Source organism: Falsiroseomonas sp. HC035, from assembly GCF_050563525.1.
Taxonomy (GTDB): Bacteria; Pseudomonadota; Alphaproteobacteria; order Acetobacterales; family Acetobacteraceae; genus Falsiroseomonas.
This window is the reverse complement of the sequence record NZ_JBNXUN010000006.1, coordinates 41,918-62,945: the sequence shown is the minus strand read 5'-3', so window position 1 is coordinate 62,945 and position 21,028 is coordinate 41,918. Positions and strand designations below refer to the sequence as shown.

Annotated in this window: 21 protein-coding genes and 1 tRNA gene; 16 read left to right on the top strand and 6 right to left on the bottom strand. The window is 69.7% G+C overall.

What is annotated here, in order from left to right; all coding sequences use genetic code 11:
* Nucleotides 1–9: 9 nt before the first annotated feature.
* Nucleotides 10–645: a glutathione S-transferase family protein gene (locus ACLF3G_RS14615; protein WP_430670118.1), complete on the top strand. Its 636-nt coding sequence runs from the start codon at nucleotides 10–12 to the stop codon at nucleotides 643–645.
* 50 nt (nucleotides 646–695) lie between these two features.
* Here ACLF3G_RS14615 and ACLF3G_RS14610 read toward each other — a convergent pair whose 3' ends face one another.
* The 3 genes from ACLF3G_RS14610 to ACLF3G_RS14600 all read right to left on the bottom strand — a co-directional run bounded on the left by ACLF3G_RS14610 (nucleotide 696) and on the right by ACLF3G_RS14600 (nucleotide 3,786).
* Nucleotides 696–938 (bottom strand): hypothetical protein, encoded by a 243-nt coding sequence (locus tag ACLF3G_RS14610; RefSeq protein WP_430670117.1) that lies wholly within the window; start codon nucleotides 936–938, stop codon nucleotides 696–698.
* Between the two features lie 60 nt (nucleotides 939–998).
* Nucleotides 999–1,280 carry a hypothetical protein gene (locus ACLF3G_RS14605; RefSeq protein WP_430670116.1) on the bottom strand — a complete coding sequence of 94 codons (282 nt, stop codon included), beginning with the start codon at nucleotides 1,278–1,280 and terminating at the stop codon, nucleotides 999–1,001.
* A 133-nt stretch (nucleotides 1,281–1,413) separates the two neighbouring features.
* Entirely contained in the window at nucleotides 1,414–3,786 is a 2,373-nt protein-coding gene (locus tag ACLF3G_RS14600; protein ID WP_430670115.1) for a mechanosensitive ion channel domain-containing protein, read from the bottom strand.
* 40 nt (nucleotides 3,787–3,826) lie between these two features.
* Between ACLF3G_RS14600 and ACLF3G_RS14595 the strand changes: the two genes are divergently transcribed.
* The 8 genes from ACLF3G_RS14595 to ACLF3G_RS14560 all read left to right on the top strand — a co-directional run bounded on the left by ACLF3G_RS14595 (nucleotide 3,827) and on the right by ACLF3G_RS14560 (nucleotide 10,846).
* Nucleotides 3,827–5,077, top strand: coding sequence for an MFS transporter (locus tag ACLF3G_RS14595; protein ID WP_430670114.1), 1,251 nt, complete (start codon nucleotides 3,827–3,829; stop codon nucleotides 5,075–5,077).
* A gap of 48 nt (nucleotides 5,078–5,125) precedes the next feature.
* Nucleotides 5,126–5,323, top strand: coding sequence for a twin transmembrane helix small protein (locus ACLF3G_RS14590; RefSeq protein WP_430670113.1), 198 nt, complete (start codon nucleotides 5,126–5,128; stop codon nucleotides 5,321–5,323).
* Nucleotides 5,324–5,482: 159 nt separating this feature from the next.
* A complete protein-coding gene (locus ACLF3G_RS14585) occupies nucleotides 5,483–6,232 on the top strand; it encodes an electron transfer flavoprotein subunit beta/FixA family protein (protein ID WP_430670112.1) in 750 nt (249 codons plus the stop codon).
* A gap of 2 nt (nucleotides 6,233–6,234) precedes the next feature.
* Complete coding sequence (locus tag ACLF3G_RS14580; protein ID WP_430670111.1) at nucleotides 6,235–7,161, top strand: electron transfer flavoprotein subunit alpha/FixB family protein; 927 nt, start codon at nucleotides 6,235–6,237, stop codon at nucleotides 7,159–7,161.
* 82 nt (nucleotides 7,162–7,243) lie between these two features.
* On the top strand, nucleotides 7,244–8,122 hold the full coding sequence (locus ACLF3G_RS14575) for a 3-hydroxybutyryl-CoA dehydrogenase (protein WP_430670110.1): 879 nt from the start codon (nucleotides 7,244–7,246) through the stop codon (nucleotides 8,120–8,122).
* 5 nt (nucleotides 8,123–8,127) lie between these two features.
* Complete coding sequence (locus tag ACLF3G_RS14570; protein WP_430670109.1) at nucleotides 8,128–8,886, top strand: potassium channel family protein; 759 nt, start codon at nucleotides 8,128–8,130, stop codon at nucleotides 8,884–8,886.
* Nucleotides 8,887–8,984: 98 nt separating this feature from the next.
* A complete protein-coding gene (locus ACLF3G_RS14565; RefSeq protein WP_430670108.1) occupies nucleotides 8,985–9,935 on the top strand; it encodes a Bug family tripartite tricarboxylate transporter substrate binding protein in 951 nt (316 codons plus the stop codon).
* On the top strand, nucleotides 9,935–10,846 hold the full coding sequence (locus ACLF3G_RS14560; protein ID WP_430670107.1) for an NAD(P)-dependent oxidoreductase: 912 nt from the start codon (nucleotides 9,935–9,937) through the stop codon (nucleotides 10,844–10,846). The genes ACLF3G_RS14565 and ACLF3G_RS14560 overlap by 1 nt, the downstream gene beginning before the upstream one ends.
* Here ACLF3G_RS14560 and ACLF3G_RS14555 read toward each other — a convergent pair.
* Nucleotides 10,830–11,345, bottom strand: coding sequence for a pyridoxamine 5'-phosphate oxidase family protein (locus tag ACLF3G_RS14555; protein ID WP_430670106.1), 516 nt, complete (start codon nucleotides 11,343–11,345; stop codon nucleotides 10,830–10,832). The genes ACLF3G_RS14560 and ACLF3G_RS14555 overlap by 17 nt on opposite strands.
* A gap of 85 nt (nucleotides 11,346–11,430) precedes the next feature.
* On the opposite strand from ACLF3G_RS14555, the gene ACLF3G_RS14550 reads away from it, so the two are divergent.
* Complete coding sequence (locus tag ACLF3G_RS14550; protein ID WP_430670105.1) at nucleotides 11,431–12,213, top strand: enoyl-CoA hydratase/isomerase family protein; 783 nt, start codon at nucleotides 11,431–11,433, stop codon at nucleotides 12,211–12,213.
* 59 nt (nucleotides 12,214–12,272) lie between these two features.
* On the opposite strand, the gene ACLF3G_RS14545 is transcribed toward ACLF3G_RS14550, so the two are convergent.
* Nucleotides 12,273–14,405, bottom strand: coding sequence for a sodium-translocating pyrophosphatase (locus ACLF3G_RS14545; protein ID WP_430670104.1), 2,133 nt, complete (start codon nucleotides 14,403–14,405; stop codon nucleotides 12,273–12,275).
* Between the two features lie 180 nt (nucleotides 14,406–14,585).
* The gene (ppa, locus tag ACLF3G_RS14540) at nucleotides 14,586–15,134 is read right to left on the bottom strand and encodes an inorganic diphosphatase (RefSeq protein WP_430670103.1); all 549 of its coding nucleotides are present in this window, start codon (nucleotides 15,132–15,134) and stop codon (nucleotides 14,586–14,588) included.
* Nucleotides 15,135–15,234: 100 nt separating this feature from the next.
* Here ppa and ACLF3G_RS14535 point away from each other — a divergent pair, with 100 nt between their 5' ends.
* The 6 genes from ACLF3G_RS14535 (at nucleotide 15,235) to ettA (ending at nucleotide 21,019) form a co-directional block, all read left to right on the top strand.
* Nucleotides 15,235–16,434, top strand: a complete 1,200-nt coding sequence (locus ACLF3G_RS14535; protein WP_430670102.1) for an E22 family MetX-like putative esterase — start codon at nucleotides 15,235–15,237, stop codon at nucleotides 16,432–16,434.
* 323 nt (nucleotides 16,435–16,757) lie between these two features.
* Nucleotides 16,758–17,474: a DUF1194 domain-containing protein gene (locus ACLF3G_RS14530; RefSeq protein ID WP_430670101.1), complete on the top strand. Its 717-nt coding sequence runs from the start codon at nucleotides 16,758–16,760 to the stop codon at nucleotides 17,472–17,474.
* Between the two features lie 128 nt (nucleotides 17,475–17,602).
* Nucleotides 17,603–18,271: an RraA family protein gene (locus tag ACLF3G_RS14525; protein WP_430670100.1), complete on the top strand. Its 669-nt coding sequence runs from the start codon at nucleotides 17,603–17,605 to the stop codon at nucleotides 18,269–18,271.
* A 33-nt stretch (nucleotides 18,272–18,304) separates the two neighbouring features.
* Nucleotides 18,305–18,377, top strand: a tRNA-Ile gene (locus ACLF3G_RS14520).
* Nucleotides 18,378–18,532: 155 nt separating this feature from the next.
* The gene (locus ACLF3G_RS14515; protein ID WP_430670099.1) at nucleotides 18,533–19,264 is read left to right on the top strand and encodes a hypothetical protein; all 732 of its coding nucleotides are present in this window, start codon (nucleotides 18,533–18,535) and stop codon (nucleotides 19,262–19,264) included.
* Between the two features lie 75 nt (nucleotides 19,265–19,339).
* Nucleotides 19,340–21,019 (top strand): energy-dependent translational throttle protein EttA, encoded by a 1,680-nt coding sequence (gene ettA, locus ACLF3G_RS14510; RefSeq protein WP_430670098.1) that lies wholly within the window; start codon nucleotides 19,340–19,342, stop codon nucleotides 21,017–21,019.
* Nucleotides 21,020–21,028: the final 9 nt, after the last annotated feature.

Below are 21,028 nucleotides of genomic sequence, written 5' to 3'. Positions count from 1 at the left end.
GGAAACAAGATGTCGGTCATCCTGCACGGTCCCGGCTACAGCACCTACGCCCGCACCGCCCGCCTGGCGCTGGAGGAGAAGGGCGTCGCCTACGAACTGAACGAGGTCGACATCCTGTCCGGCAAGGGCCATGCGCCGGAACATTTGGCGCGGCAGCCCTGGGGCAAGGTGCCGGCCTTCGAGCATGACGGCTTCGTCCTGTTCGAGACCTTCGCAATCACGCGGTATATCGACGAAGCCTTCTCCGGTCCGGCCCTGCAACCGGCGGATGCCAGGGTTCGCGCGCGGATGACGCAGATCTGCGGCATCATCGACAGCTACGCCTACGGCGCCATGGTCGGGAAGGTGTTCTGGCAAGCGGTGGTGGTGCCGATGCAGGGCGGCACCGCCGATGCGGCGCTGCTGGAGGCGGGCCTGGAGGCGACGCGCCGGAGCCTGCGGGTGATCGAATCCCTGGTCCAGGGCGACCTGCTGTGCGGCGGGCAGGTGACCCTGGCCGACCTGCACCTGCTGCCGGTGCTCGACTACCTGGTGATGGTCGAGGCCGGGCAGGCGGCACTGGGTGACAGCCCGAAGCTGGCGGCTTGGCATGCGCGAATGGCGGCACGGCCCTCAGTCATGAAGACGCAGCCGAAGCTGGGATAGAGCATTTTCAGGTCCGGCGCGTACGCCGGACGACTCGGAAAATGTTGAGCCTACCCGCGCCGGCGCAGCGCGTCCTCGACCAGGGCGCGGTCGCGGGCCTCGTTGCGGCGGCCATGCACCACGGCGAGCGCCCAGATCACCGCGATGCCCCAGGCCGCCTGCCCGGCGACGAAGGGCAGCAGGATGAAGACCAGCCCGCCGACCCAGAGCAGGCCGTTGAACACGGCCTGGAAGGGCTTGCCTGCGAACAGGATGGCGAGCGGCGGGACGAGTATGGCGAGGAGGTACATCATGGTCCGCATGAAATGGCCCTGTGCTCCCCGCGCTTCAATCGGCGCCGGATCACATCCCTTTCAGGCGGCCAACCGGACGATGCGCCCCTCCATCGCCTCCACCCGCCGTACGCCGATGATTTGGCCGAGATTGCCGGCAACCAGGTGCACCATGCAGAGCGGCATGGCGCCCAGCGCCACCTCCGCCCGCATGGCATCGCCATCGCGGGTGGCGCGGACGCTGTCGGGCACCAGGTCGCGCTTGGCGAAGGGCTCCAGGATGCGGGACAGCAGGCCGGGGAAGACGTCCGCCGTCACTGTGAAGCGCGCCGCGACGAGCGGCTCGGGATCGTAATCTGACATGTGGAAGGCTCCGGATCGGGTGGCGAAGAACCGAGAAGGCACCCGGCCGCGCGTGGCCCATCCCCTTGCGGGGGTCGGGGTCAGGCGGCCGGGCCGGTAATTCGGCCCGTGAGGATCCGGAAGGTCGTCACGCCTATGACTTAGCGGGTTCCGGCGCGGCGGGAAAGTCCTCCTTCTCGGCAGGGTGCCGAGCCTCGCCGCGGTCGATGATCAGCTTCTGGTGCGGGTAGGGGATCTCGATGCCCAGCTTGTCGAAGCGCTGCTTGATGCGGCGGTTGAACTCGCGGCCGATGTTCCACCGTGCCATCGGTTCGCCCTTGATGCGGGCGCGGATCAGCACGCCGGAATCGGCCAGCCGCTCGACACCCAGCACCTCCAGGTCGTCGCGGATGATCGGGTTGAACTTCGGATCGGCGCGGATCTCGGCCGCCACCTCCCGCATCACCTCGACCACCCGGTCGGTGTCCTCGCCGTAGGCGACGCTGACATCGAGCACGGCGAAGGAGAAGTCGCGGGTCATGTTCGTCACCGTGGTGACGGCGCTGAACGGGATGATGTGGATGCTGCCATCCTGCGCCCGCAGCTTGATGGAGCGGATCGACAGTTGCTCCACCACCCCCGACAGCCCGCCGACCGAGACCACGTCGCCGACCGCCACCGCATCCTCGAACAGCAGGAAGACGCCGGTGATGACGTCCCGCACCAGGGTCTGCGAGCCGAAGCCGATGGCGAGGCCGATGACTCCGGCACCGGCGATCAGCGGCGCGACGTTGACGCCGATTTCGGTCAGCACGTTCAGCGCGACGAAGACGATGATGGTGCCGGACAGCAGCGTGCGCAGCATCGGCAGCAGCGTCCGCACCCGGGCGCTGCGCGCGGCCTGCGCGTCGCGCGAAAGGCGCACGAGGTAGCGCTGGATGGCGGCGTTCGCCACCTCCCACACCGCCAGCGCGACGCCGACCGTCAGTCCGACCGAGACGAGGGAGGACAGCAGGCGGGCGCCGAGCTGGCCGCGGCGGAACCAGGCGAAGGCCGGCACGCCCCAGGCTTCCAGCAGGAACAGCAGCGTGAGGATGGCGATCAGCCCGCTGAAGATGCCCTTGAGCACCGGCAGGTAGCGGTTTGCGCGCAGTTCCAGCCCTGGATAGCGGCGGGCCAGGTCCGGACCGATGCGAAAGCCGCGGGCGATGGCGCGCCGTGCCACCTCGTCGATCAGCTTGGCGAGGCCGAGGATGACGAAGGTGGCGATGGAGACGCGGATCAGGCGGTCGAACCCGTCCCGCACCTCCAGCGCCCACACCCCCCACAGCGCCACCAGCCACAGGATCGCCAGCAGGTGCCAGATATCGGCGATGCGATCGCGCGCCAGGCGCAGCGTGCGCCGCGCGCGGTCCGGGTGGTCGCCGGGCTTGAGCTCGGGGGCGCGCAGCACATCGGCCATGGCGCCGCGGTTCTGCAGGATGACGATGATGAGCAGCAGCGTGACGATCAGCGCCGACAGCCGCAGGATGCCGTCATAGGCGGCCCAGGGCAGGCCGAACAGCAGCCCGGCTTCGGCCATCGCATAGCCGAAGATCGCCACCGCCATGATCCGGCGAACCCAGATGGTGATGTAGGCCGCCGTCTCGTCCAGGCAGGGCACCAGCCGCAGGTGATGCGAGGCCGGGGAGAACAGCATGCGCGACAGCGCCATCACGGCGCGCAGCGCGATGTAGGCGTTGTTCGCGGTCAGCAGCACCAACTCGGTGGTCGGCAGCGGGCGGACGGCGCCGATCATGCCGTAGGAGATCACGGCGAAGGCGGCCAGGGGCACCAGGTCCAGCAGGAAGCGCGCCAGCACCAGCGGCACCCGGCGCATCCAGGTCCAGGCGCTGCCGGCTTCCGGTGCCAGCGCATCCAACCGGTCCGAGAACCGATGCAGGAAGCGCCGCGTCAACCATTCCGCCAGCAGGCCGGCGCCGAACAGCACCGCCAGCTTCCAGGCGGCGTCGATGACGCGGGTCTGGGTCACCGGATCGCGCGCCGCATCGGAGGCCCAGCGCGCGACGGCCGGCAAGTCCGTCGCCGCCTCTGCCGCCGCGACGAGGCTCTCCGACAGGCTTTGCAGGCGCTGGGAGGCGCCCATCAGCAACTGCGCGCCCAGGGTGTTCGGCGCCAGCAGCGGGGCATCGGGGGCGGCAGGTGCAGCAGGCGCGGCAGCGGGCGCAGCGGCGGCGTCGGGTGTCGGCGCGGTGGCGGGAGGCGCTGCGGCGGGCGTGGTTCCCGCCGGGGCCGCGCGCTGCGCCGCCACCAGCGCCTCCAGGTTGCGCAGCAGGGCGGCGCGGCCGGCCTCGTCGCGCAGCGTCGCCAGCAGCCGATCCAGCTCGGCGGTACTCGCCTGCGGCGCGGGTTGGGGCGCGGGGGCCTGGCCCAGGGCCGGGGCACCGAGCAGCAGGAGGAGGAGGGGGAGCAGCCGGAACAGCGCGTGCATGGCCGGGGTGAAGCTTGTTCCGGCCTGCGCGGTCAACCCTTGCTCAAGCCGGCCTGGCTCAAGCCGACCGGCGGAAATGTCAGGTGGGCATGTTGCGGTGCAGCGCATCCGGGCGGAGGATGCGCGGGTGACACCGGCCGCTCCTCCCCTGCCATTGATCATGCTGGCCCTTATGGCGGCGCACCTGGCGGGCATGGGCGCCTTCCTGACGGTGCCGGTGCTGGCGCCGGCCATGGCGTCGGAAACGGGCGTACCGGCAAGCCTGGCCGGGCTGCACACCGCGCTTGTTTACGCCGGGGCGCTGGTGACCGGGCCGCTGACCGGGCCGTTGATCCGCCGCTGGGGCGGGGTGCGGATGCTGCAGATTTCCATGGTGGTACTGGGCTGCGGCATTGCGCTGGCGGCGCTGGGGCATCCTTTGGCGCTGGCAGCCTCCGCCATCCTGGCTGGCATGGGCCATGGGCCGGTGACGCCGGGCGGCAGCCACCTGATCGCGGCGCATACTCCGGCCCGGCGCCGGGCGCTGGTGTTCAGCCTGAAGCAGGCCGGGGTGCCGCTTGGGGCCATGGTGGTCGCCGCGCTGGCGCCGGCCATCGCGCTGGTCGCCGGATGGCGGGCCAGCATCCTGTGCATGGCCGGCATCGCCTTCCTGGTCGCCATCGCCATCCAGCCGCTGCGCGCCGGGCTGGACCGCGACCGGGACAGGCCCGGGGCCAGCGCCGGGCTGCTGGCGGTGCTGCGCGAATCCGCCGCCAATCTCGGCCTGCTGCGGACCGACAAGGAACTGGCGCGGCTGACGCTGATGTCCTGCGGCTACGGCATCGCGCAGTTCTGCTTCTCGACCTTCTTCGTCGCCTTCCAGGTCGCCTCGCTCGGCACCAGCCTCGGGGAGGCCGGGCTGAGACTGGCGATCGCGCAGGCGGCGGGTGTGATCGGACGGATCGGGTGGGCGCTGTTGGCGGACCGGATCGGCGCCTCCCGCGTGCTGGCGGCCTGCGGCATCGGCGCGGCGCTGGCCGGGCTGGCGCTGGCCTTCGCGGGGCCGGACTGGCCGGGTTTCCTGGTGGCCGCCGCCGGCATGGTGATGGGAGCAACGGCGGTGGGCTGGAACGGCGTGATGCTGGCGGAGGCGGCGCGACTGGCCCCACCCGGGCAGGTCGGCGGCGCGACCGCGGCGCTGTCCTTCGCCTTCGGCATGACCATGCTGGTGGCGCCTCCGGCCTTTTCCGGCCTGATCGGTCTGACCGGCGGCTATGGCGCCGGCTTCCTGATGTGCGTCGTCGCCACCGCGATCGGCGCGGTGGCGATAGCCGGGGCGCGCAAGTAGGGGGGCTGCCCGCCTTGCTGGCGCGCCGTTACATGCCATGTTGCCGCGATGACGACCTTCCTGACGGTCCTGGTGGGCCTTTCGATGCTCGGCACCCTCGGCGTGATGTTCGCGGGCATGCTGGGAATGGTGCGCAGCGAGGATGGCGGCGGCGGCCGGTCGAACCGGCTGATGCGCTGGCGCGTTATCCTGCAGGGCGTCACCCTGCTGCTGTTCCTGCTGCTGTTGTTCGTGATGCGGGCCTGAGCCCGAAGTCTCGACGGTGCCTGGAACCGGGGCGGTGACTTGTCCGCGCTAAGCCTCCGCCGTATGTTCACCGTCGTTTTCGCTTATCCTTTCGCAGTTGCGAAAAGCACCTGGCGCCGCCTTCCCGTGCCGCGCCAAGCCCCAGGGATCCGGTAGCCGATGAAAATCCTCGTCCCCGTCAAGCGGGTGGTCGACTACAACGTGAAGGTCCGCGTGAAGGCGGACGGCACCGGCGTCGAGACCGCCAACGTCAAGATGTCGATGAACCCCTTCGATGAGATCGCCGTCGAGGAAGCCGTGCGCCTGAAGGAAAAGGGCGCGGCGACCGAGATCGTCGCCGTCTCCATCGGCCCGGCCGCCGCCCAGGAACAGATCCGCACCGCGCTCGCCATGGGTGCCGATCGCGGCATCCTGGTCGAGGCCGAGGGCACGGTGGAGCCGCTGGCGGTCGCCAAGATCCTGAAGGCGCTGGTCGCCAAGGAAAGCCCGCAGCTCATCCTGATGGGCAAGCAGGCAATCGACGACGACATGAACGCCACCGGCCAGATGCTGGCGGCACTCCTCGGCTGGGCCCAGGGCACCTATGCCAGCAAGGTCGAGATCACCGACGGCAGCGTGAACGTGACGCGCGAGATCGATGGCGGGCTGGAGACGCTGGCCCTGACCCTGCCGGCCATCGTCACCGCCGATCTGCGCCTGAACGAGCCGCGCTACGCTTCCCTGCCCAACATCATGAAGGCGCGGAAGAAGCCGATCGAGACGGTGAAGCCAGGCGACCTCGGCGTCGATACCGCGCCGCGCCTGACGGTGCTGAAGGTCGTGGAACCGCCGAAGCGCAGCGCCGGCGTGAAGGTCGGCAGCGTCGCCGAACTGGTGGACAAGCTGCGCAACGAAGCGAAGGTGATCTGAGCATGACCATCCTGCTGCTTGCCGACCGCGGCAACCCGCTGACCCAGCCGACCCGCAGCGCCCTGGCTGCGGCCACACAACTCGGTGGCGACGTGCATGTGCTGGTGATGAGCCGCGACGACGCGCCGGCCGCGGCCGCGCTGCCGGGCGTGTCCAAGGTACTGGTGGCCGGCGGCGCCGTGGCCGAACACGGGCTGGCGGAGCCGCTGGCGGCGCTGCTGGTCGCGCTGGCGCCGAACTATTCCCACCTGGTCGCCCCTGGGAGCACGGCCGGCAAGAACGTGATGCCGCGCGTCGCCGCGCTGCTCGACGTGCAGGTGATCTCCGACATCGCCGGCATCGAGGGGCCGGACACCTTCAGCCGCTTCATCTATGCCGGCAACGCGCTGGCGACCGTGCGCAGCGCCGATCCCGTCAAGGTGCTGACCGTGCGCGCGGCGAGCTTCGACCCGGCGCCGGCCGAGGGCGGCAATGCGCCCATCGAGGATGCACCCGCCTCGGACGATCCCGGCATCTCCCGCTTCGTCGGCTCGGAGCTGGTGAAGCTGGAGCGGCCGGAACTGACGGCGGCGCGCGTCGTCGTCTCCGGCGGCCGCGCGCTCGGCTCGCTGGAGAACTTCAAGATCCTGGACGGGGTCGCGGACCGGCTTGGCGCGGCCATCGGTGCGTCTCGCGCTGCGGTCGATGCGGGCTACGCGCACAACGACATGCAGGTCGGACAGACCGGCAAGATCGTGGCGCCTGAGCTGTACATGGCCTTCGGCATCTCCGGCGCCATCCAGCACCTGGCCGGCATGAAGGACAGCAAGGTGATCGTCGCCATCAACAAGGACGAGGAGGCGCCGATCTTCCAGGTGGCCGACTACGGCCTGGTCGGCGACGTCTTCAAGGTGATCCCGGAGCTGGAAGCCGCCCTCGACAAGAAGTAGGACCGCCTGCCCGCCAGGAGCTCTCTCCCCCGGCTTCAGGGGAGAGGTTTGGGTGAGGGGGCCACGCTCGGAGACCCAGACCATGCCAGCGATCGAAAAACTCGGCGTCATCGGCGCCGGGCAGATGGGCAACGGCATCGCCCATGTCGCGGCCCAGTCCGGGCTGACGGTGGTGATGCTGGACGTGGCGCAGGCCGCGCTCGACAAAGGCCTCGCCACGCTCACGAAGAACATGGACCGGCAGGTCTCCAAGGGCACGCTGGCGCAGGCGGATCGCGACGCGGCCATGGCCCGCATCTCCACCAGCACGGACTATGCCGCCTTCGGCGACTGCGACCTGGTGATCGAGGCGGCGACCGAGCGCGAGGATATCAAGACCAAGATTTTTGCGAGCCTGACGCCGCATCTGAAGGCGGAGGCGCTGGTCGCCACCAACACCTCCTCCATCCCGATCACCCGGCTTGCGGCGGCGACGGACCGGCCGGGGCGCTTCGTCGGCATGCATTTCTTCAACCCTGTGCCGCTGATGAAGCTGGTCGAGGTGATCCGCGGCCTCGCGACGGATGACGCGACGGTGCAAGCCGTGGCGGCACTGGCGGAACGCATGGGCAAGACGGTGGCCTATGCCGCCGACTACCCCGCCTTCATCGTCAACCGCATCCTGCTGCCGATGATCAACGAGGCCTGCTTCGCGCTGCATGAGGGGGTCGGCGACGTCGCCTCCATCGATGCCGGCATGAAGCTCGGCTGCAACCACCCGATGGGGCCGCTGGAACTGGCGGACTACATCGGCCTGGATACCTGCCTCGCCGTGCTGCGCGTGCTGCAGGAAGGCATGGGCGATCCGAAGTACCGGCCGAGCCCGCTGCTGGCAAAGTATGTCGAGGCCGGCTGGCTCGGCCGCAAATCCGGCCGCGGCTTCTACGACTATGGCGTGAGCCCGCCGAAGCCGACGCGCTGACCGCCATGTCCGAGCCCATCGGCGCCTTCGACAGGGTCGCCGGTCGGGTCGGCATCCGTGCCGGCTACGGGCTGCTGGCGCTGGACCTGGCGGCGCTGGCCTGGGTGATCCTGGAATCCTTCCTGCCGCAGGGGCCGGCGCTGCGGCTGGTGGATTTCGGCTTCGGGCTGGTGCTGGGGACGGAGCTCGTGCTGCGGCTGAGGGCCAGCCCGCGACCTTGGCGGGAATTGGCGCACCCGGCCGGCATCGCCGATGTGGTGGCGGTCGCCGCCTTCCTGCTGGCGCCCTTCGCCCCCGGCTGGGGCTTCCTGCGTAGCCTGCGCACCCTGCGCCTGCTGCGGTCCGCGCGCCTGCTGGCCAAGCTGCGCCGCGACCTGCCGGTGTTCCGCCGCAACCCGGAAGCCCCGATCGCCGCCGCGGACCTGCTGGTGTTCATCGCCGTGATGACCGGCCTCGTCCATGCCACGCAGCATGCGCGGAATCCGGACATCGCGAACTGGACGGATGCGCTGTACTTCACCGTCGCGGCGCTGACCACGACGGGGTTCGGCGACATCACGCTGGATGGCACCGGCGGCCGGCTGCTGACCGTGCTGATCATGCTGGCCGGCGTCACCTTGTTCCTGCGGCTGGCGCAGGCGCTGTTCCGGCCGCTGAAGGTGAGCTTCCGCTGCCCGAGCTGCGGCCTTGGCCGGCACGACACGGATGCGGTGCACTGCAAGGCCTGCGGCATCCAGCTGAACATCCCCGACGACGAAGACTGAGCCACCCCGCCCGGCCACGGCGCGGTTGCCGACTGTCGACATGGGCGGCATCCTGCCCCGCATGGGCCGCGCAGACGGCCGGAACGGGAGACAGATCCATGAAGCTGACACGCCGCGTTCTGCTGGCCGCCCCCTTGTTCGCGCCCTCTATTGGCCGGGCGCAATCCGGCTGGCAGCCGACCCGCCCGATCCAGCTCATCGTCGGCTTCGCCCCCGGTGGCGGCTCCGACATCATCGCGCGCACCATCGCAGAGGCCTGCACGCCGCTGTTCCCGGTGCCGCTGGTGGTGGTCAACCGGCCTGGCGCCGGCGGGGCGCTGGCGGCGGAACAGGTGGCGCGGGCGGCCCCGGATGGGCATACGCTGCTGATCGCGGGTGGGTCCGAAAGCACGTCGCTGCCGGCGCACCGCGAATTGCCCTACGACCCGAAGAAGTCCTTCACCGCCGTCATCCGCCTGACGCGCAACGCGCATTTCATCTGCGCCCGCGGCAAGGGCGGCCGCTTCACCGCGCTGGAACAGGTGATCGAGGCGGCGAAGGTGCGGCCGGAAGCGCTGACGCATGGCTCCTCCGGCGTCGGCACCCTGTCGCACTCCATCTTCATCATGCTCGGCCGCGCCACCGGCACGCAGATCCTGCACGTGCCCTACACCGGAGGCGGGCCGCAGCAGCAGGCGCTGCTGGCGGGGCAGGTGGATCTGGTGGTGCAGGCCTCGGACGAGTTGCGTGGCCTGGCGGCCTCCGGCGACATCCTGCCGTTGGCCTGCGCCTCCGCCCAGCGGATGCCGGCCTATCCGCAGGTGCCGACGCTGCGGGAGCGGGGGATCGAGCTGGTGGCCGACAACATGAAGGGCTGGGTCGGGCCCGCAGGCATGCCGCCGGAGATGGTCAGCTACCTGCATGATCGTTTTCGCCAGGGCATGTCCGCCCCCGGCTGGCAACGCTTCATGCAGACCACCGGGGAGGCCGATGGCTACGCCGACGGCGCCGGCTTCCAGCGCGACATGGACACGCTGCTGGACGCCATCCGCGCGGCAATGCGCGCCTGATGCCGGACCTGATCAGCCCGCCGGCGCCGGTGGCCTTCATCGGCCTCGGCGTGATGGGCGCCGCCATGGCCGCCAACCTGGCCCGCGCCGGCTACGCGCTGGCGATCCACAACCGCAGCCGCGGCAAGGCGGAGGCGCTGGAGGCCGCGGGCGCACGCTGGGCGGCGACGCCGGCCGAGGCGGCGAGGGGCGCGCGGTTCGTCGCGCTCTGCCTGCCGGACACGCCGGATGTGGAGGCGGTGCTGTTCGGGCCGGATGGCGTGGCGCAGGGAGCCGCGCCCGGCACCGTGGTGGTGGATTTCTCCACCATCTCGGCCAGCGCCGCGGCCGGCTTCGCCGCACGGTTGGCCAGAGAGACCGGCGCCGTGCTGCTGGACAGCCCGGTTTCGGGGGGGCCGAAGGGCGCGCTGGACGGCACGCTGACCTGCATGGTCGGCGGCGACGCGGACGCCTTCGCCCGCGCCGAGCCCTGCTTCCGGGCGATGGGCAAGACGCTGACGCATCTCGGCCCGGCCGGGTCCGGTCAGGTCTGCAAATCCGCCAACCAGTTGATCGTCGCGACGACCATGCTGGCGGTCGCGGAGGCGCTGGCCCTGGGTGCCAAGGCCGGTTTGGATGGGGAGGCGATGCGGCGCGCGCTGCGCGGCGGCAGTGCCGCCAGCTTCGTCATGGAAAACCACGCGACCCGGATGCTGGCCGGCAACTTCGCCCCCGGTTTCCGGGCCGAGTTGATGCGGAAGGACCTGCGCCTGTCCGCCACCGCGATGCGGGACAACGCCGTCTTCGCCCCGGCCACCGCCCTCGCCGCGCAGATGCTGGAGGCGCTGGTGCAGTCCGGCCGGGGTGGTCTCGACAGCTCCGCCGTGGGGGCGCTGGTGGCGGAGCTGTCGGGCGTCAGGCGGGACGCTTGAAGGAAACCTTGTCGTTTTCGCCCGCCTTCGGCGGCTCCCCGGTCAGGCGCGCCTTCACGTAGCCATAGGCGTGCAGAAGGGTGGAGGACGGCGAATCCCAATATTCGGCGCCCTCGACCACAACCTTCAGCAGGGCCGCCCTGGGGTCTTCCGGTCCGCCCGGGAACCAGGTCCGCATCGGCTCCGACCATAGCGCCTTCTGCTTCGCCACGTCGCGGACCACCTGTGCGGTGCCGGAGACGGAGACGTAGTTCTGCGCGGACGGGTCCGAATAGGCCAGCAGAACGCGCTCGTCGTGGCGGATTTCCTCGGTCTTCGGGGTGTGGTCACCGGTGAAGAACCACAGCGTGCCGTCGAATTCCTGCAGCTTCGCCGCCCGCATCGGCCGGCCGCGCAGGTGGCCATCGGTGTCCACGGTGACCAGGGTCGCGACCTCGACGTCGCGGATCAACTCCCACACCTTGTCGCGGGCGGCCTGGTCGGTGCGTGTCTCGGTCATGCGGGCATCTCCTGCTTTGGTTGGGCATGAAACGGTCCTGTGCGGCGAGGGTTGCCTCGCTCTGGGCCCGCGTTACGGTGCGGGCATGTCGCACCCCCTCATCAAGCTCACCCGCGATGGCGTCATCGCCACCGTCACCATCGACCGGCCGGCCAAGCGCAACTGCATGGACCTGCCGATGTGGATCGCCCTCGCCGAGGCGATGGAGGACTGCTCCGCCGATGACGAACTGCGCTGCGTCGTGGTGCGCGGCGCGGGGGAGGAGGCATTCTGCGCCGGCGCCGATATCGCCGCCTTCCCGACCGAGCGCGGGACGCCGGAACGCGAGGCGGTCTATGCCGCCGAGATCGGCCGCAGCTTCCAGTCGCTGCGCATCTGCCGGCACCCGGTGGTCGCGGCCTGCCGTGGCTGGACGATGGGCGGCGGGTGCGGCCTGGCGACCATGGCGGACTTCCGCGTCGGCGGGCCTGGGACCCGGATGGGCATCCCGGCGCGCAACCTCAACATCTTCTATGCCTATGACGAGCTGGACCCGATCCTGCAGTCGGTCGGCTATGCGGTCGCCATGGAATTGCTGGTGGAAGGCCGCGTCTTCACCGGGGAGGAAGCTTTCGGGAAGGGCCTGCTGACCCGGCTTGTGCCGGATGAGGATGTGCAGGCGGAGGCGCTGGCCTTGGCGCAACGCATCGCCCAGGGGGCGCCGCTGGCCAACCGCTTCCACAAGAAGGCGCTGCAGGAATTGCGCGGGGAACTGCCGATCACGCCGGAAGCCTATGAAGCCAGCCGCAGCTTCCCCTTCACCGAGGATTTCCGGGAGGCGACGCGGGCCTTCATGGAGAAGCGCAAGCCGGTGTTCCGGGGGCGGTAGAGCGGGCCATCGGCCCTCACCCCGACCCTCCCCCGCGCGCGGGGGAGGGAGAGGCAGGCTCAGCTATGCGCCAGGATCGCCAGCAGCAGCAGGGCCACGATGTTGGTGATCTTGATCATCGGGTTCACCGCCGGCCCCGACGTATCCTTGTAGGGATCGCCCACCGTGTCGCCGGTCACCGCGGCCTTGTGGGCCTCGCTGCCCTTGCCGCCGAAGTGGCCTTCCTCGATGTACTTCTTGGCGTTGTCCCAGGCGCCGCCGCCGGTGGTCATGGAGACCGCGACGAAGAAGCCGGTGACGATGACGCCGAGCAGCATGGCGCCCAGTGAGGAGAACGCCGCCGCCTTGCCGCCGATGGTCAGGATGACCACGAAGACGACGATGGGCGACAGCACCGGCAGCAGCGAGGGGATGATCATCTCCTTGATCGCCGCCTTGGTCAGCATGTCCACCGCGCGCCCGTAATCCGGCTTCTCCGCCCCGGTCATGATGCCCGGATGCTCGCGGAACTGGCGCCGCACCTCCTCGACCACCGCTGTCGCCGCACGGCCCACGGCGGTCATCGACATGCCGCCGAACAGGTAGGGCAGCAGGCCGCCGAACAGCAGGCCGACCACGACGTACGGGTCGGACAGGCTGAAGGTCAGCACGCCGATCCCCTCGAAATAGGGATAGGTCTGCGGATTGGCGATGAAGTGGTTCAGGTCCTGCGTGTAGGCCGCGAACAGCACCAGCGCGCCGAGGCCGGCCGAGCCGATCGCATAGCCCTTGGTCACCGCCTTGGTGGTGTTGCCCACGGCATCCAGCGCATCGGTCGAGACCCGCACCTCCGCCGGCAGCCCCGCCATCTCGGCGATGCCGCCGGCGTTGTCCGTAACCGGCCCGAAGGCATCGAGCGCCACCACCATGCCGGCGAGCGCCAGCATCGTCGTGGTCGCGATGGCGATGCCGTACAGGCCCGCCAGGCCATAGGCAGACAGCACGCCGGCGATGATGATCAGCGCCGGCAGCGCCGTGCTTTCCATGGATACCGCCAGGCCGCGGATGACGTTGGTGCCGTGGCCGGTCTGCGAGGCCTCGGCGATGGAGCGCACCGGGCGGAACTGCGTGCCGGTGTAGTATTCCGTCACCACGATGATGGCCGCCGTCACCGCCAGGCCGACGGCGCCGCACAGGAACAGGCTGAACGCCCCGAAGCTGCGCCCGCCGGAGACGATCGGCGTGCTGCCGAAGGCGAGGTAGCAAAGCGGCAGCAGGACCGCGAGCGACAATACGCCCGTCACCATGAAGCCGCGGTACATCGCGCCCATGATGTTGTTGGAGGCCGGCAGCTTCACGAAGTAGGTGCCGGCGATGGAGGTCACGACGCAGACCGCGCCGATGGCCAGCGGGAACAGCATGCCGGCGATGCGGGCCTCGTCGGTGAAGGAGATGGCGGCCAGCACCATCGTCGCCACCATCGTTACCGCATAGGTCTCGAACAGGTCGGCCGCCATGCCGGCGCAGTCGCCGACATTGTCGCCGACGTTGTCCGCGATGGTGGCGGGGTTGCGGGGGTCGTCCTCGGGGATGCCGGCTTCCACCTTGCCGACCATGTCGCCGCCGACGTCCGCACCCTTGGTGAAGATGCCGCCGCCAAGGCGGGCGAAGATGGAGATGAGGGAGGCGCCGAAGCCGAGCGCCACGAGCGCGTCGATCACCAGGCGGCTGTTCGCCGCGTGGCCCATGATCGGCACCAGGATGAGGAAGTAGACGGCGACGCCGAGCAGCGCGAGGCCGGCCACCAGCATGCCGGTGATGGCGCCCGACTTGAACGCGACATCGAGCCCCGAAGCCAGCGACTGCGTCGCCGCCTGCGCCGTGCGGACATTGGCGCGGACCGAGACGTTCATGCCGATGAAGCCGGCGGCACCGGACAGGACGGCGCCGATCAGAAAGCCGATGGCCACCGCGAAGGCGTGCCCGCCGAAGCCGAAGGCGGCCAGGATGACGAAGAACAGCACCACGCCGACGACGGAGATGGTGATGTATTGCCGCTTCAGATAGGCGTTGGCGCCTTCCTGGATGGCCAGCGCGATTTCCTGCATGCGGGCGGTGCCGGCGTCACGCGCCAGCACCTCCTTCGCCGTCACCACGCCGTAGGCGATGGACAGGGTGCCCAATACGATGATCAGCAACAATGCGAGCGTCATTTAGCGACGAACTCCCCCTTCCTGGTCTCCCCGGTCCTCGGGCGAGGCGGGCGGGACGCGCGGGAGGAGCCGTGCGGGACCTGCCCCGCGACGCGGGCCAGGGGAAAGCTTGCCGGTCAGGTGCGGCGCTGTCCACGCCGCGCGTTCGAACCGCGCAAGAAAAAGTCGCGGAGGTGTGGCCTACTCGGCCGCGTCCTTCAGTCCGGCCTTCTGGTAGGCGGCCATGGAGGACATGATGATGTCGGCCGCCTCGCTCGCCGAGCCCCAGCCGCGCACCTTCACCCACTTGTCGGATTCCAGGTCCTTGTAGGTGGCGAAGAAGTGCTCGATGGAGGCGCGGGTGATCTGCGGCAGTTCCTCGGCGCTGGTGATGCCGGAGAACATCGGGTGCACCTTGTCGTGCGGGACGCAGACCAGCTTCTCGTCGGACCCTGCCTCATCCTCCATGTGCAGCACGCCGATGGGCCGGGCGCGGATGACGCAGCCTGGTACCACCGGGGCCGGGGTGAGCACCAGCACGTCGGCCGGGTCGCCGTCATCGGCGAGCGTCCCGGGGATGAAGCCGTAGGCGGCCGGGTAGGCCATGGGGGTGAAAAGGAACCGGTCCACCACCACCGCGCCGCTGTCCTTGTCCAGCTCGTACTTCACCTGGCTGCCCTGGGGGATTTCCACCACCACGTTGACGTCGTGCGGCGGCGCCTTGCCGGTCGGGATCTTGGCGAGGTTCATGGCGGAGGAGGCCCTTGGATGGCGGTTGTGGCCGCAGTCTAGCGCGCGGCGCCGAGCCAGCCCACCCTGTCCGCAACCGACCGGAGAAGGACCCCGACCCATGCGCCTACGCCCCATCCTGGCCGCCCTGCTGCTGGCCTCGTTGGCAACCCCAGGCCTGGCCCAGATCCCGGCCGTGCCGCCCCCGACCGAGATCGTCGAGAAACGGGTCTTCGAAGCCGCGACCCACCAGACCCGCAACGGCGGCACCATCGCCAACCTCCGCATCGGCTACCAGACCGCCGGGACGCTGAACGCCGCCGGCGACAATGCCGTGCTGGTGGCGCACTTCTTCTCCGGCAACAGCCATGCCTTCGGGCGTTATGCGGCGGACCAGCCGCCTGGCTACTGGGACGCCATCATCGGCCCGGGCCGCGCCATCGATACCAACCGCTTCTTCGTCATCTCCTCCGACACGCTGGTGAACCTCAACGTGCGTGACAACCGCACCGTCACCACCGGCCCGGTCTCGGTGAACCCGGCGACCGGGCGCAACTGGGGCACCGCCTTCCCGGTGGTCTCGATGCGGGACTTCGTCGAGGTGCAGAAGCGGCTGCTGGACAGCCTCGGCGTGCGGCGCCTGGCATTGGTCACCGGCCCCTCCATGGGCGCGCTGCAGGCCATCGAATGGGCCGCGGCCTACCCCGAGATGATCGATCGCGTGATGCCGGTGATCGGCACCGGGGAAGTGGACCCCTGGATGCTGAACTGGCTCGACATCTGGGAGGCGCCGATCCGGCTCGACCCGAACTGGCGGGACGGCGACTACTACGCCCAGGGGCGGGAGCCACCGCTGCGCGGCCTGGCGGCGGCGCTGAAGATCGTAACCGTCCACGCCCAGGACCGGCCGTCCCTGGCGCGCTTCGGCCGTCGACTGCCGGAGGGCCAGGACCCGGCCCGGCGCCTGGCGGACCGCTTCGAGGCGGAGAGTGCGCTGGATACCGCGGCCATGGCCCGCGCCCAGGCGTCGGACGCCAACCACTTCCTGTACCTGACGCGCGCCAACCAGTTGTTCCTGAACGAATACGACAGCACCGAAGCCGCCCTCGGCCGCAGCCGGGCGCGCTGGCTGGTGGTGGCATCGCCGACCGACCGGGTGTTCATGCTCGACTACAACCGGGAGATGGTCGCCACGCTGACCCGCCTGGGAAGGCCGGCGGAGCTGGTGGAGGTCACGGGGCCGCTCGGGCATCTGAATGGCGTGGTCGGGATGGCGCCGGTGGCGGGCCGCATCCGCGCATTCCTGAACGCACAACCCTGAACCGAGGTATAGTCGACGCGGTAGCAGAACGCAGCCGCGTCGGCTTTGGAAGCAAGTCGCTGTAACGGATAACGTTGCAGCAGATGAATCTCCACCGGCTCGCGGCCGGCGATGATGTGTCGGAGGTCATAACGGTTCCCCGGGGAGATCCTGAATACGCGGATCAAGTCACGGGACTTGCTGATGTTTGGTTGCTGGCACGGCAGTTGCAGCCTTGACAGGCCCGGCCTGGAAGCCGGTGCGTGTGGAGGTCAAGAACAATGCTGAACTTGAGGAAAACCGCTTTCAGCGTGGTTGCAGCCGGCGTCCTCGCCATACCCCTGATGCCGGAGCGAGCCGAAGCGGGGCCGGTGGCCCTGGAACTGGTCCTGGCGCTCGACGTATCCGGCAGCATCAGCACCAGCGAGTTCAACCTGCAACGCACCGGCTACACCGATGCCTTCGCCAGCGCCGTGGTGCAGAACGCCATCGCGGCGGCGCCCGGCGGCATCGCGGTGACGCTGGTGCAGTGGTCCACCGGTGCCGTGCAGTCCATCGGCTGGACGTTGCTCGACGGTGCCGCATCGGCGAATGCCTTCGCCGCCTCGATCTCCAGCCTCGGCCGCGCCTTCTCCGGCGGCACCAGCGTGCAGACGGCGATCACCTTCTCCACCGGCCTGTTGCAGGCGGATAACGGCTTCGAGGGGGCGCGCAACGTCATCGATGTCTCCGGTGACGGCACCTCCAGCGCCTCGGCCACCGCCGCGGCGCGGGATGCGGCCGTCGCGCTGGGCTACACCATCAACGGGCTGCCGATCGGCGGGCCGGAGAGCCTGAACACCTTCTACGCCACCAACGTCATCGGCGGACCGGGCGCCTTCTCCCTGCCCGCGAACAGCTTCGAGGATTTCGCGACGGCCATCCAGACCAAGCTGGTGATCGAGATTGGGGGCGGCCCTGGCCCCGGCCCGACGCCGGTGCCGGAGCCCGCGTCCCTGGCGCTGTTCGGCCTCGGCCTCGCCGCCCTGGGCGCTGCCCGTCGCCGCCGCCGGCGCGACTGACCGCCCGCGTGCCGAGGAACCGCGGCGGGGATGCCCCGCCCGGTTCCGAGGCTGCGCCCCGACCCCGCACTTGCCCGGGACGCCGCTTGCCGCTGAGATGCGGCACGCGCACAGCCCCGGAGTTCCCCATGCCCCCCCGCTACGTCGTCGATCCCATGCCCGCGCAGATCAGCGCGGAGGTCGTGGCCCTGCTGGAGCAGGCGGAAACCGCCACCGTCGGCCATTGGCGCCATTGGGGCTTCGTCAACCGCGGCATCCAGGGGCTGCTGCGCCGCCGGGTCGCTGGCACCGCCGTGACAGTGCAGATCCCCGGCGCCGATTCGACGCTGCTGCACCACGCGCTCGGCCTGCTGCGGCCGGGCGATATCCTGGTGGTGGACCGGCTCGGCGACGACCGGCACGCCTGCTGGGGCGGCGGCGTGACGGTCGCCGCGAAGGCCGCTGGTGCCAAAGCCGGCATCGTCGATGGCGCCTGCACCGATGTGGAGGAGGTGGAGGCGAGCGATTTCCCGCTCTGGTGCCGCGGCCTGGCCCCGATCACCACGCGCATCTACGACCTCGGCGGGCGCATGAACGTGCCGGTGTCCATCGGCGGCGTCGTTGTGATGCCAGGCGATGCCGTGCTGGCGGATGAATCCGGCGTGCTGGTTCTGCCGCCGGGTGAGGCGGAGGAGGAAGCCCGCCGCGCGATCGCGACGCAGGAGCGCGGCCTGGCGACCCAGGCGCGCTGCGCCGCGGGCGCGAAGCTCGGCGAAATCAGCGGGGCGACGGCCAAGGTGCTCGCCGGGCTTGCGTGAGGCTGCGGCGCTTGCCATGCAGGGGGCGGCGCTGGGCCTGTAGCTCAATGGTCAGAGCGGGCCGCTCATAACGGCTTGGTTGGGGGTTCGAGTCCCTCCGGGCCCATTTCTTAATTTTGCGACTACGCATCGCAAAATGCGACAAGCGCCCGATTTTGATATGCTTGTGGCGTGGTTTCGGCAGGAACGGACGCTCCGTTCCTGCAATCTGCGTGGCACGCCCCTCGCTCCGGCACTTTCAGACAAGCCGGAGACTGAGCCTTGCCCCTTCCCCGCCAGACCTGCGTTCTCGACGAGCTTCCGGCCGTCGAGGTGCCTTTTCTCTTCCTCCTGCCGCCGATCCTGCTGCCGCCCGCGTTGCTGGCGCCTCCTCCTGCGGTGCAGGAGCCAATGCGCCCGGACGATGCTGCCGACATCCCGACCTTATCCCGGATAACGGTCGATCCGCTTCCCGCGGATCCGGCGCCCGCGACGGGTGTGACGCCCGTCATGGGTCTGAAGGCTGCGGTGGCGTGGCCTGAAGTGCCGATTCCTGCCCCGGTCCGCGCCGAACCGACCGGAGCCACGACCGCCCTGCTGCCGGCCTCGCCCGGCTGGACGCCCGACGCCCTGCTGCTGCTGTCCTTCGGCCGCGACACCCCGCCGCTGCCGCCGTTCCAGCCTCCCCCGCGCCCAGATGGCGACCTGCACGCCACCGCTGGCCGCGACACCTTCCGCTTCGGCGCCGGGGAGGCCGGCCGCACCATCCATGATTTTGAACCGGGACGTGACCGCGTGGAACTGCGCGAGATCCGTATCGCCGACGTCGCCTTCGAGACCGGCGCCTGGGACCTCCGCCTGCTGTTCGAGGATGGCGAGGCGCTGGGCTTCGCCGATCTTGGCCGTACCGGGCATGACGCGGTGGCGGTGGTCTTCGCCGATGGGGTGCTCTCGGTGGTCGAGATGCTGGACCTCGCCGCGGCACGCCCCGCCGATGCGGCCTGGCCCGTCTGAGGTCGCGGTTGGCAGGGCGGGGCCGGGCGGGCTAGAACCCCCCGCTTCACCTCCTGCCCCGGAAGATACGAGCCAATGCCCGCCTGGCAGTATGTCTATGTGATGAAAGACCTCACCAAGTCCTATCCGGGCGGCCGTGAGGTGTTCAAGGGCATCACCCTGTCCTTCCTGCCCGACGTGAAGATCGGCGTGCTCGGCCCGAACGGCGCCGGCAAGTCCACGCTGATGAAGATCATGGCCGGCCAGGACAAGGAATTCGGTGGCGAGGCCTGGGCCGCGGAGGGCGCGCGCGTCGGCTACCTGCCGCAGGAGCCGCACCTGGATGAGACCAAGACGGTCGGCGAGAACGTCATGGAAGCCTTCGCCGCCCTCACCGGCCAGCTCCGCCGCTTCAACGAGATCTCCGACAAATTCGCCGAGGAGATGACGGAGGAGCAGATGAACGACCTGCTCGCCGAGCAGGCCGAGTTGCAGGAGAAGATCGAGGCGGCCGATGGCTGGGAGCTGGACCGGCGCATTGAGATCGCGCTCGACGCCCTGCGCTGCCCGCCCTTCGACAGCCCGGTGGCGCATCTCTCCGGCGGCGAGAAGCGCCGCGTGGCGCTGTGCAAGCTGCTGCTTGAAAAGCCCGACCTGCTGCTGCTGGACGAGCCGACCAACCACCTGGACGCGGAATCGGTGGCGTGGCTGGAGCAGACGCTGAAGGACTACAAGGGCGCCGTGCTGATCGTCACGCACGACCGCTACTTCCTGGACAACGTCACCAACTGGATCCTCGAGGTCGATCGCGGCCGCGGCTTCCCCTACCAGGGCAACTACTCCGCCTATCTCGACCAGAAGCGGAAGCGGCTGCAGCAGGAGGAGCGGGAGGAAAGCACGCGCCAGCGCCAGTTGGCCCGCGAGCAGGAATGGATGGGACGTTCGCCGGCCGCGCGCATGGCGAAGTCCAAGGCGCGCATCGCGGCCTATGAGGAAATGCTGGCGAAGAGCCAGGAGAAGACCAGCGGCGAGGCCGAGATCGTCATCCCGCCGGCACCCCGCCTCGGCAACATCGTCATCCAGGCGGAGAAGCTGCGGAAGGGCTACGGCAATCGGCTGCTGATCGAGGATCTGGACTTCAAGCTGCCGCCGGGCGGCATCGTCGGCATCATCGGGCCGAACGGCGCCGGCAAGTCCACGCTGTTCAAGATGATCACCGGGGTGGAGCAGCCGGATGGCGGCAGCCTGGTGGTCGGCGACACGGTGAAGCTCGGCTATGTCGACCAGTCCCGCGACAGCCTGGATGACACCCGCACCGTCTGGCAGGAAATTTCCGACGGGATGGACCAGATCACCATCGGCAAGCGCACGATCCCCAGCCGCGCCTACGTCGCCGCCTTCAACTTCAAGGGTGCCGACCAGCAGAAGCGCGTCGGTGTGCTCTCGGGCGGCGAGCGCAACCGGGTGCACCTGGCCAAGATGCTGAAGCGGGAGCACAACGTGCTGCTGCTCGATGAGCCCACCAACGACCTCGACATCGACACGCTGCGGGCGCTGGAGGACGCGCTGGAGGAATTCGCCGGCTGCGCCGTGGTGATCAGCCACGACCGCTGGTTCCTCGACCGGCTGGCGACGCATATCCTGAGCTTCGAGGGCGACAGCCACGTGGAGTGGTTCGAGGGGAACTTCGAGGCCTACGAAGCGGACAAGCGACGTCGACTCGGCGCCGCGGCGGACCAGCCGCACCGCATCAAGTACCGGCCGCTGGCCCGATAAGGGACAGTT

Coding starts and splice junctions, on each gene's coding strand:
- ACLF3G_RS14615 (WP_430670118.1), top strand. CDS start 10: ATGTCGGTCATCCTGCACGGTCCCGGCTACAGCACCTACGCCCGCACC.
- ACLF3G_RS14610 (WP_430670117.1), bottom strand. CDS start 938: ATGATGTACCTCCTCGCCATACTCGTCCCGCCGCTCGCCATCCTGTTC.
- ACLF3G_RS14605 (WP_430670116.1), bottom strand. CDS start 1,280: ATGTCAGATTACGATCCCGAGCCGCTCGTCGCGGCGCGCTTCACAGTG.
- ACLF3G_RS14595 (WP_430670114.1), top strand. CDS start 3,827: ATGTCAGGTGGGCATGTTGCGGTGCAGCGCATCCGGGCGGAGGATGCG.
- ACLF3G_RS14590 (WP_430670113.1), top strand. CDS start 5,126: ATGACGACCTTCCTGACGGTCCTGGTGGGCCTTTCGATGCTCGGCACC.
- ACLF3G_RS14585 (WP_430670112.1), top strand. CDS start 5,483: ATGAAAATCCTCGTCCCCGTCAAGCGGGTGGTCGACTACAACGTGAAG.
- ACLF3G_RS14580 (WP_430670111.1), top strand. CDS start 6,235: ATGACCATCCTGCTGCTTGCCGACCGCGGCAACCCGCTGACCCAGCCG.
- ACLF3G_RS14575 (WP_430670110.1), top strand. CDS start 7,244: ATGCCAGCGATCGAAAAACTCGGCGTCATCGGCGCCGGGCAGATGGGC.
- ACLF3G_RS14570 (WP_430670109.1), top strand. CDS start 8,128: ATGTCCGAGCCCATCGGCGCCTTCGACAGGGTCGCCGGTCGGGTCGGC.
- ACLF3G_RS14565 (WP_430670108.1), top strand. CDS start 8,985: ATGAAGCTGACACGCCGCGTTCTGCTGGCCGCCCCCTTGTTCGCGCCC.
- ACLF3G_RS14560 (WP_430670107.1), top strand. CDS start 9,935: ATGCCGGACCTGATCAGCCCGCCGGCGCCGGTGGCCTTCATCGGCCTC.
- ACLF3G_RS14555 (WP_430670106.1), bottom strand. CDS start 11,345: ATGACCGAGACACGCACCGACCAGGCCGCCCGCGACAAGGTGTGGGAG.
- ACLF3G_RS14550 (WP_430670105.1), top strand. CDS start 11,431: ATGTCGCACCCCCTCATCAAGCTCACCCGCGATGGCGTCATCGCCACC.
- ACLF3G_RS14545 (WP_430670104.1), bottom strand. CDS start 14,405: ATGACGCTCGCATTGTTGCTGATCATCGTATTGGGCACCCTGTCCATC.
- ppa (WP_430670103.1), bottom strand. CDS start 15,134: ATGAACCTCGCCAAGATCCCGACCGGCAAGGCGCCGCCGCACGACGTC.
- ACLF3G_RS14535 (WP_430670102.1), top strand. CDS start 15,235: ATGCGCCTACGCCCCATCCTGGCCGCCCTGCTGCTGGCCTCGTTGGCA.
- ACLF3G_RS14530 (WP_430670101.1), top strand. CDS start 16,758: ATGCCGGAGCGAGCCGAAGCGGGGCCGGTGGCCCTGGAACTGGTCCTG.
- ACLF3G_RS14525 (WP_430670100.1), top strand. CDS start 17,603: ATGCCCCCCCGCTACGTCGTCGATCCCATGCCCGCGCAGATCAGCGCG.
- ettA (WP_430670098.1), top strand. CDS start 19,340: ATGCCCGCCTGGCAGTATGTCTATGTGATGAAAGACCTCACCAAGTCC.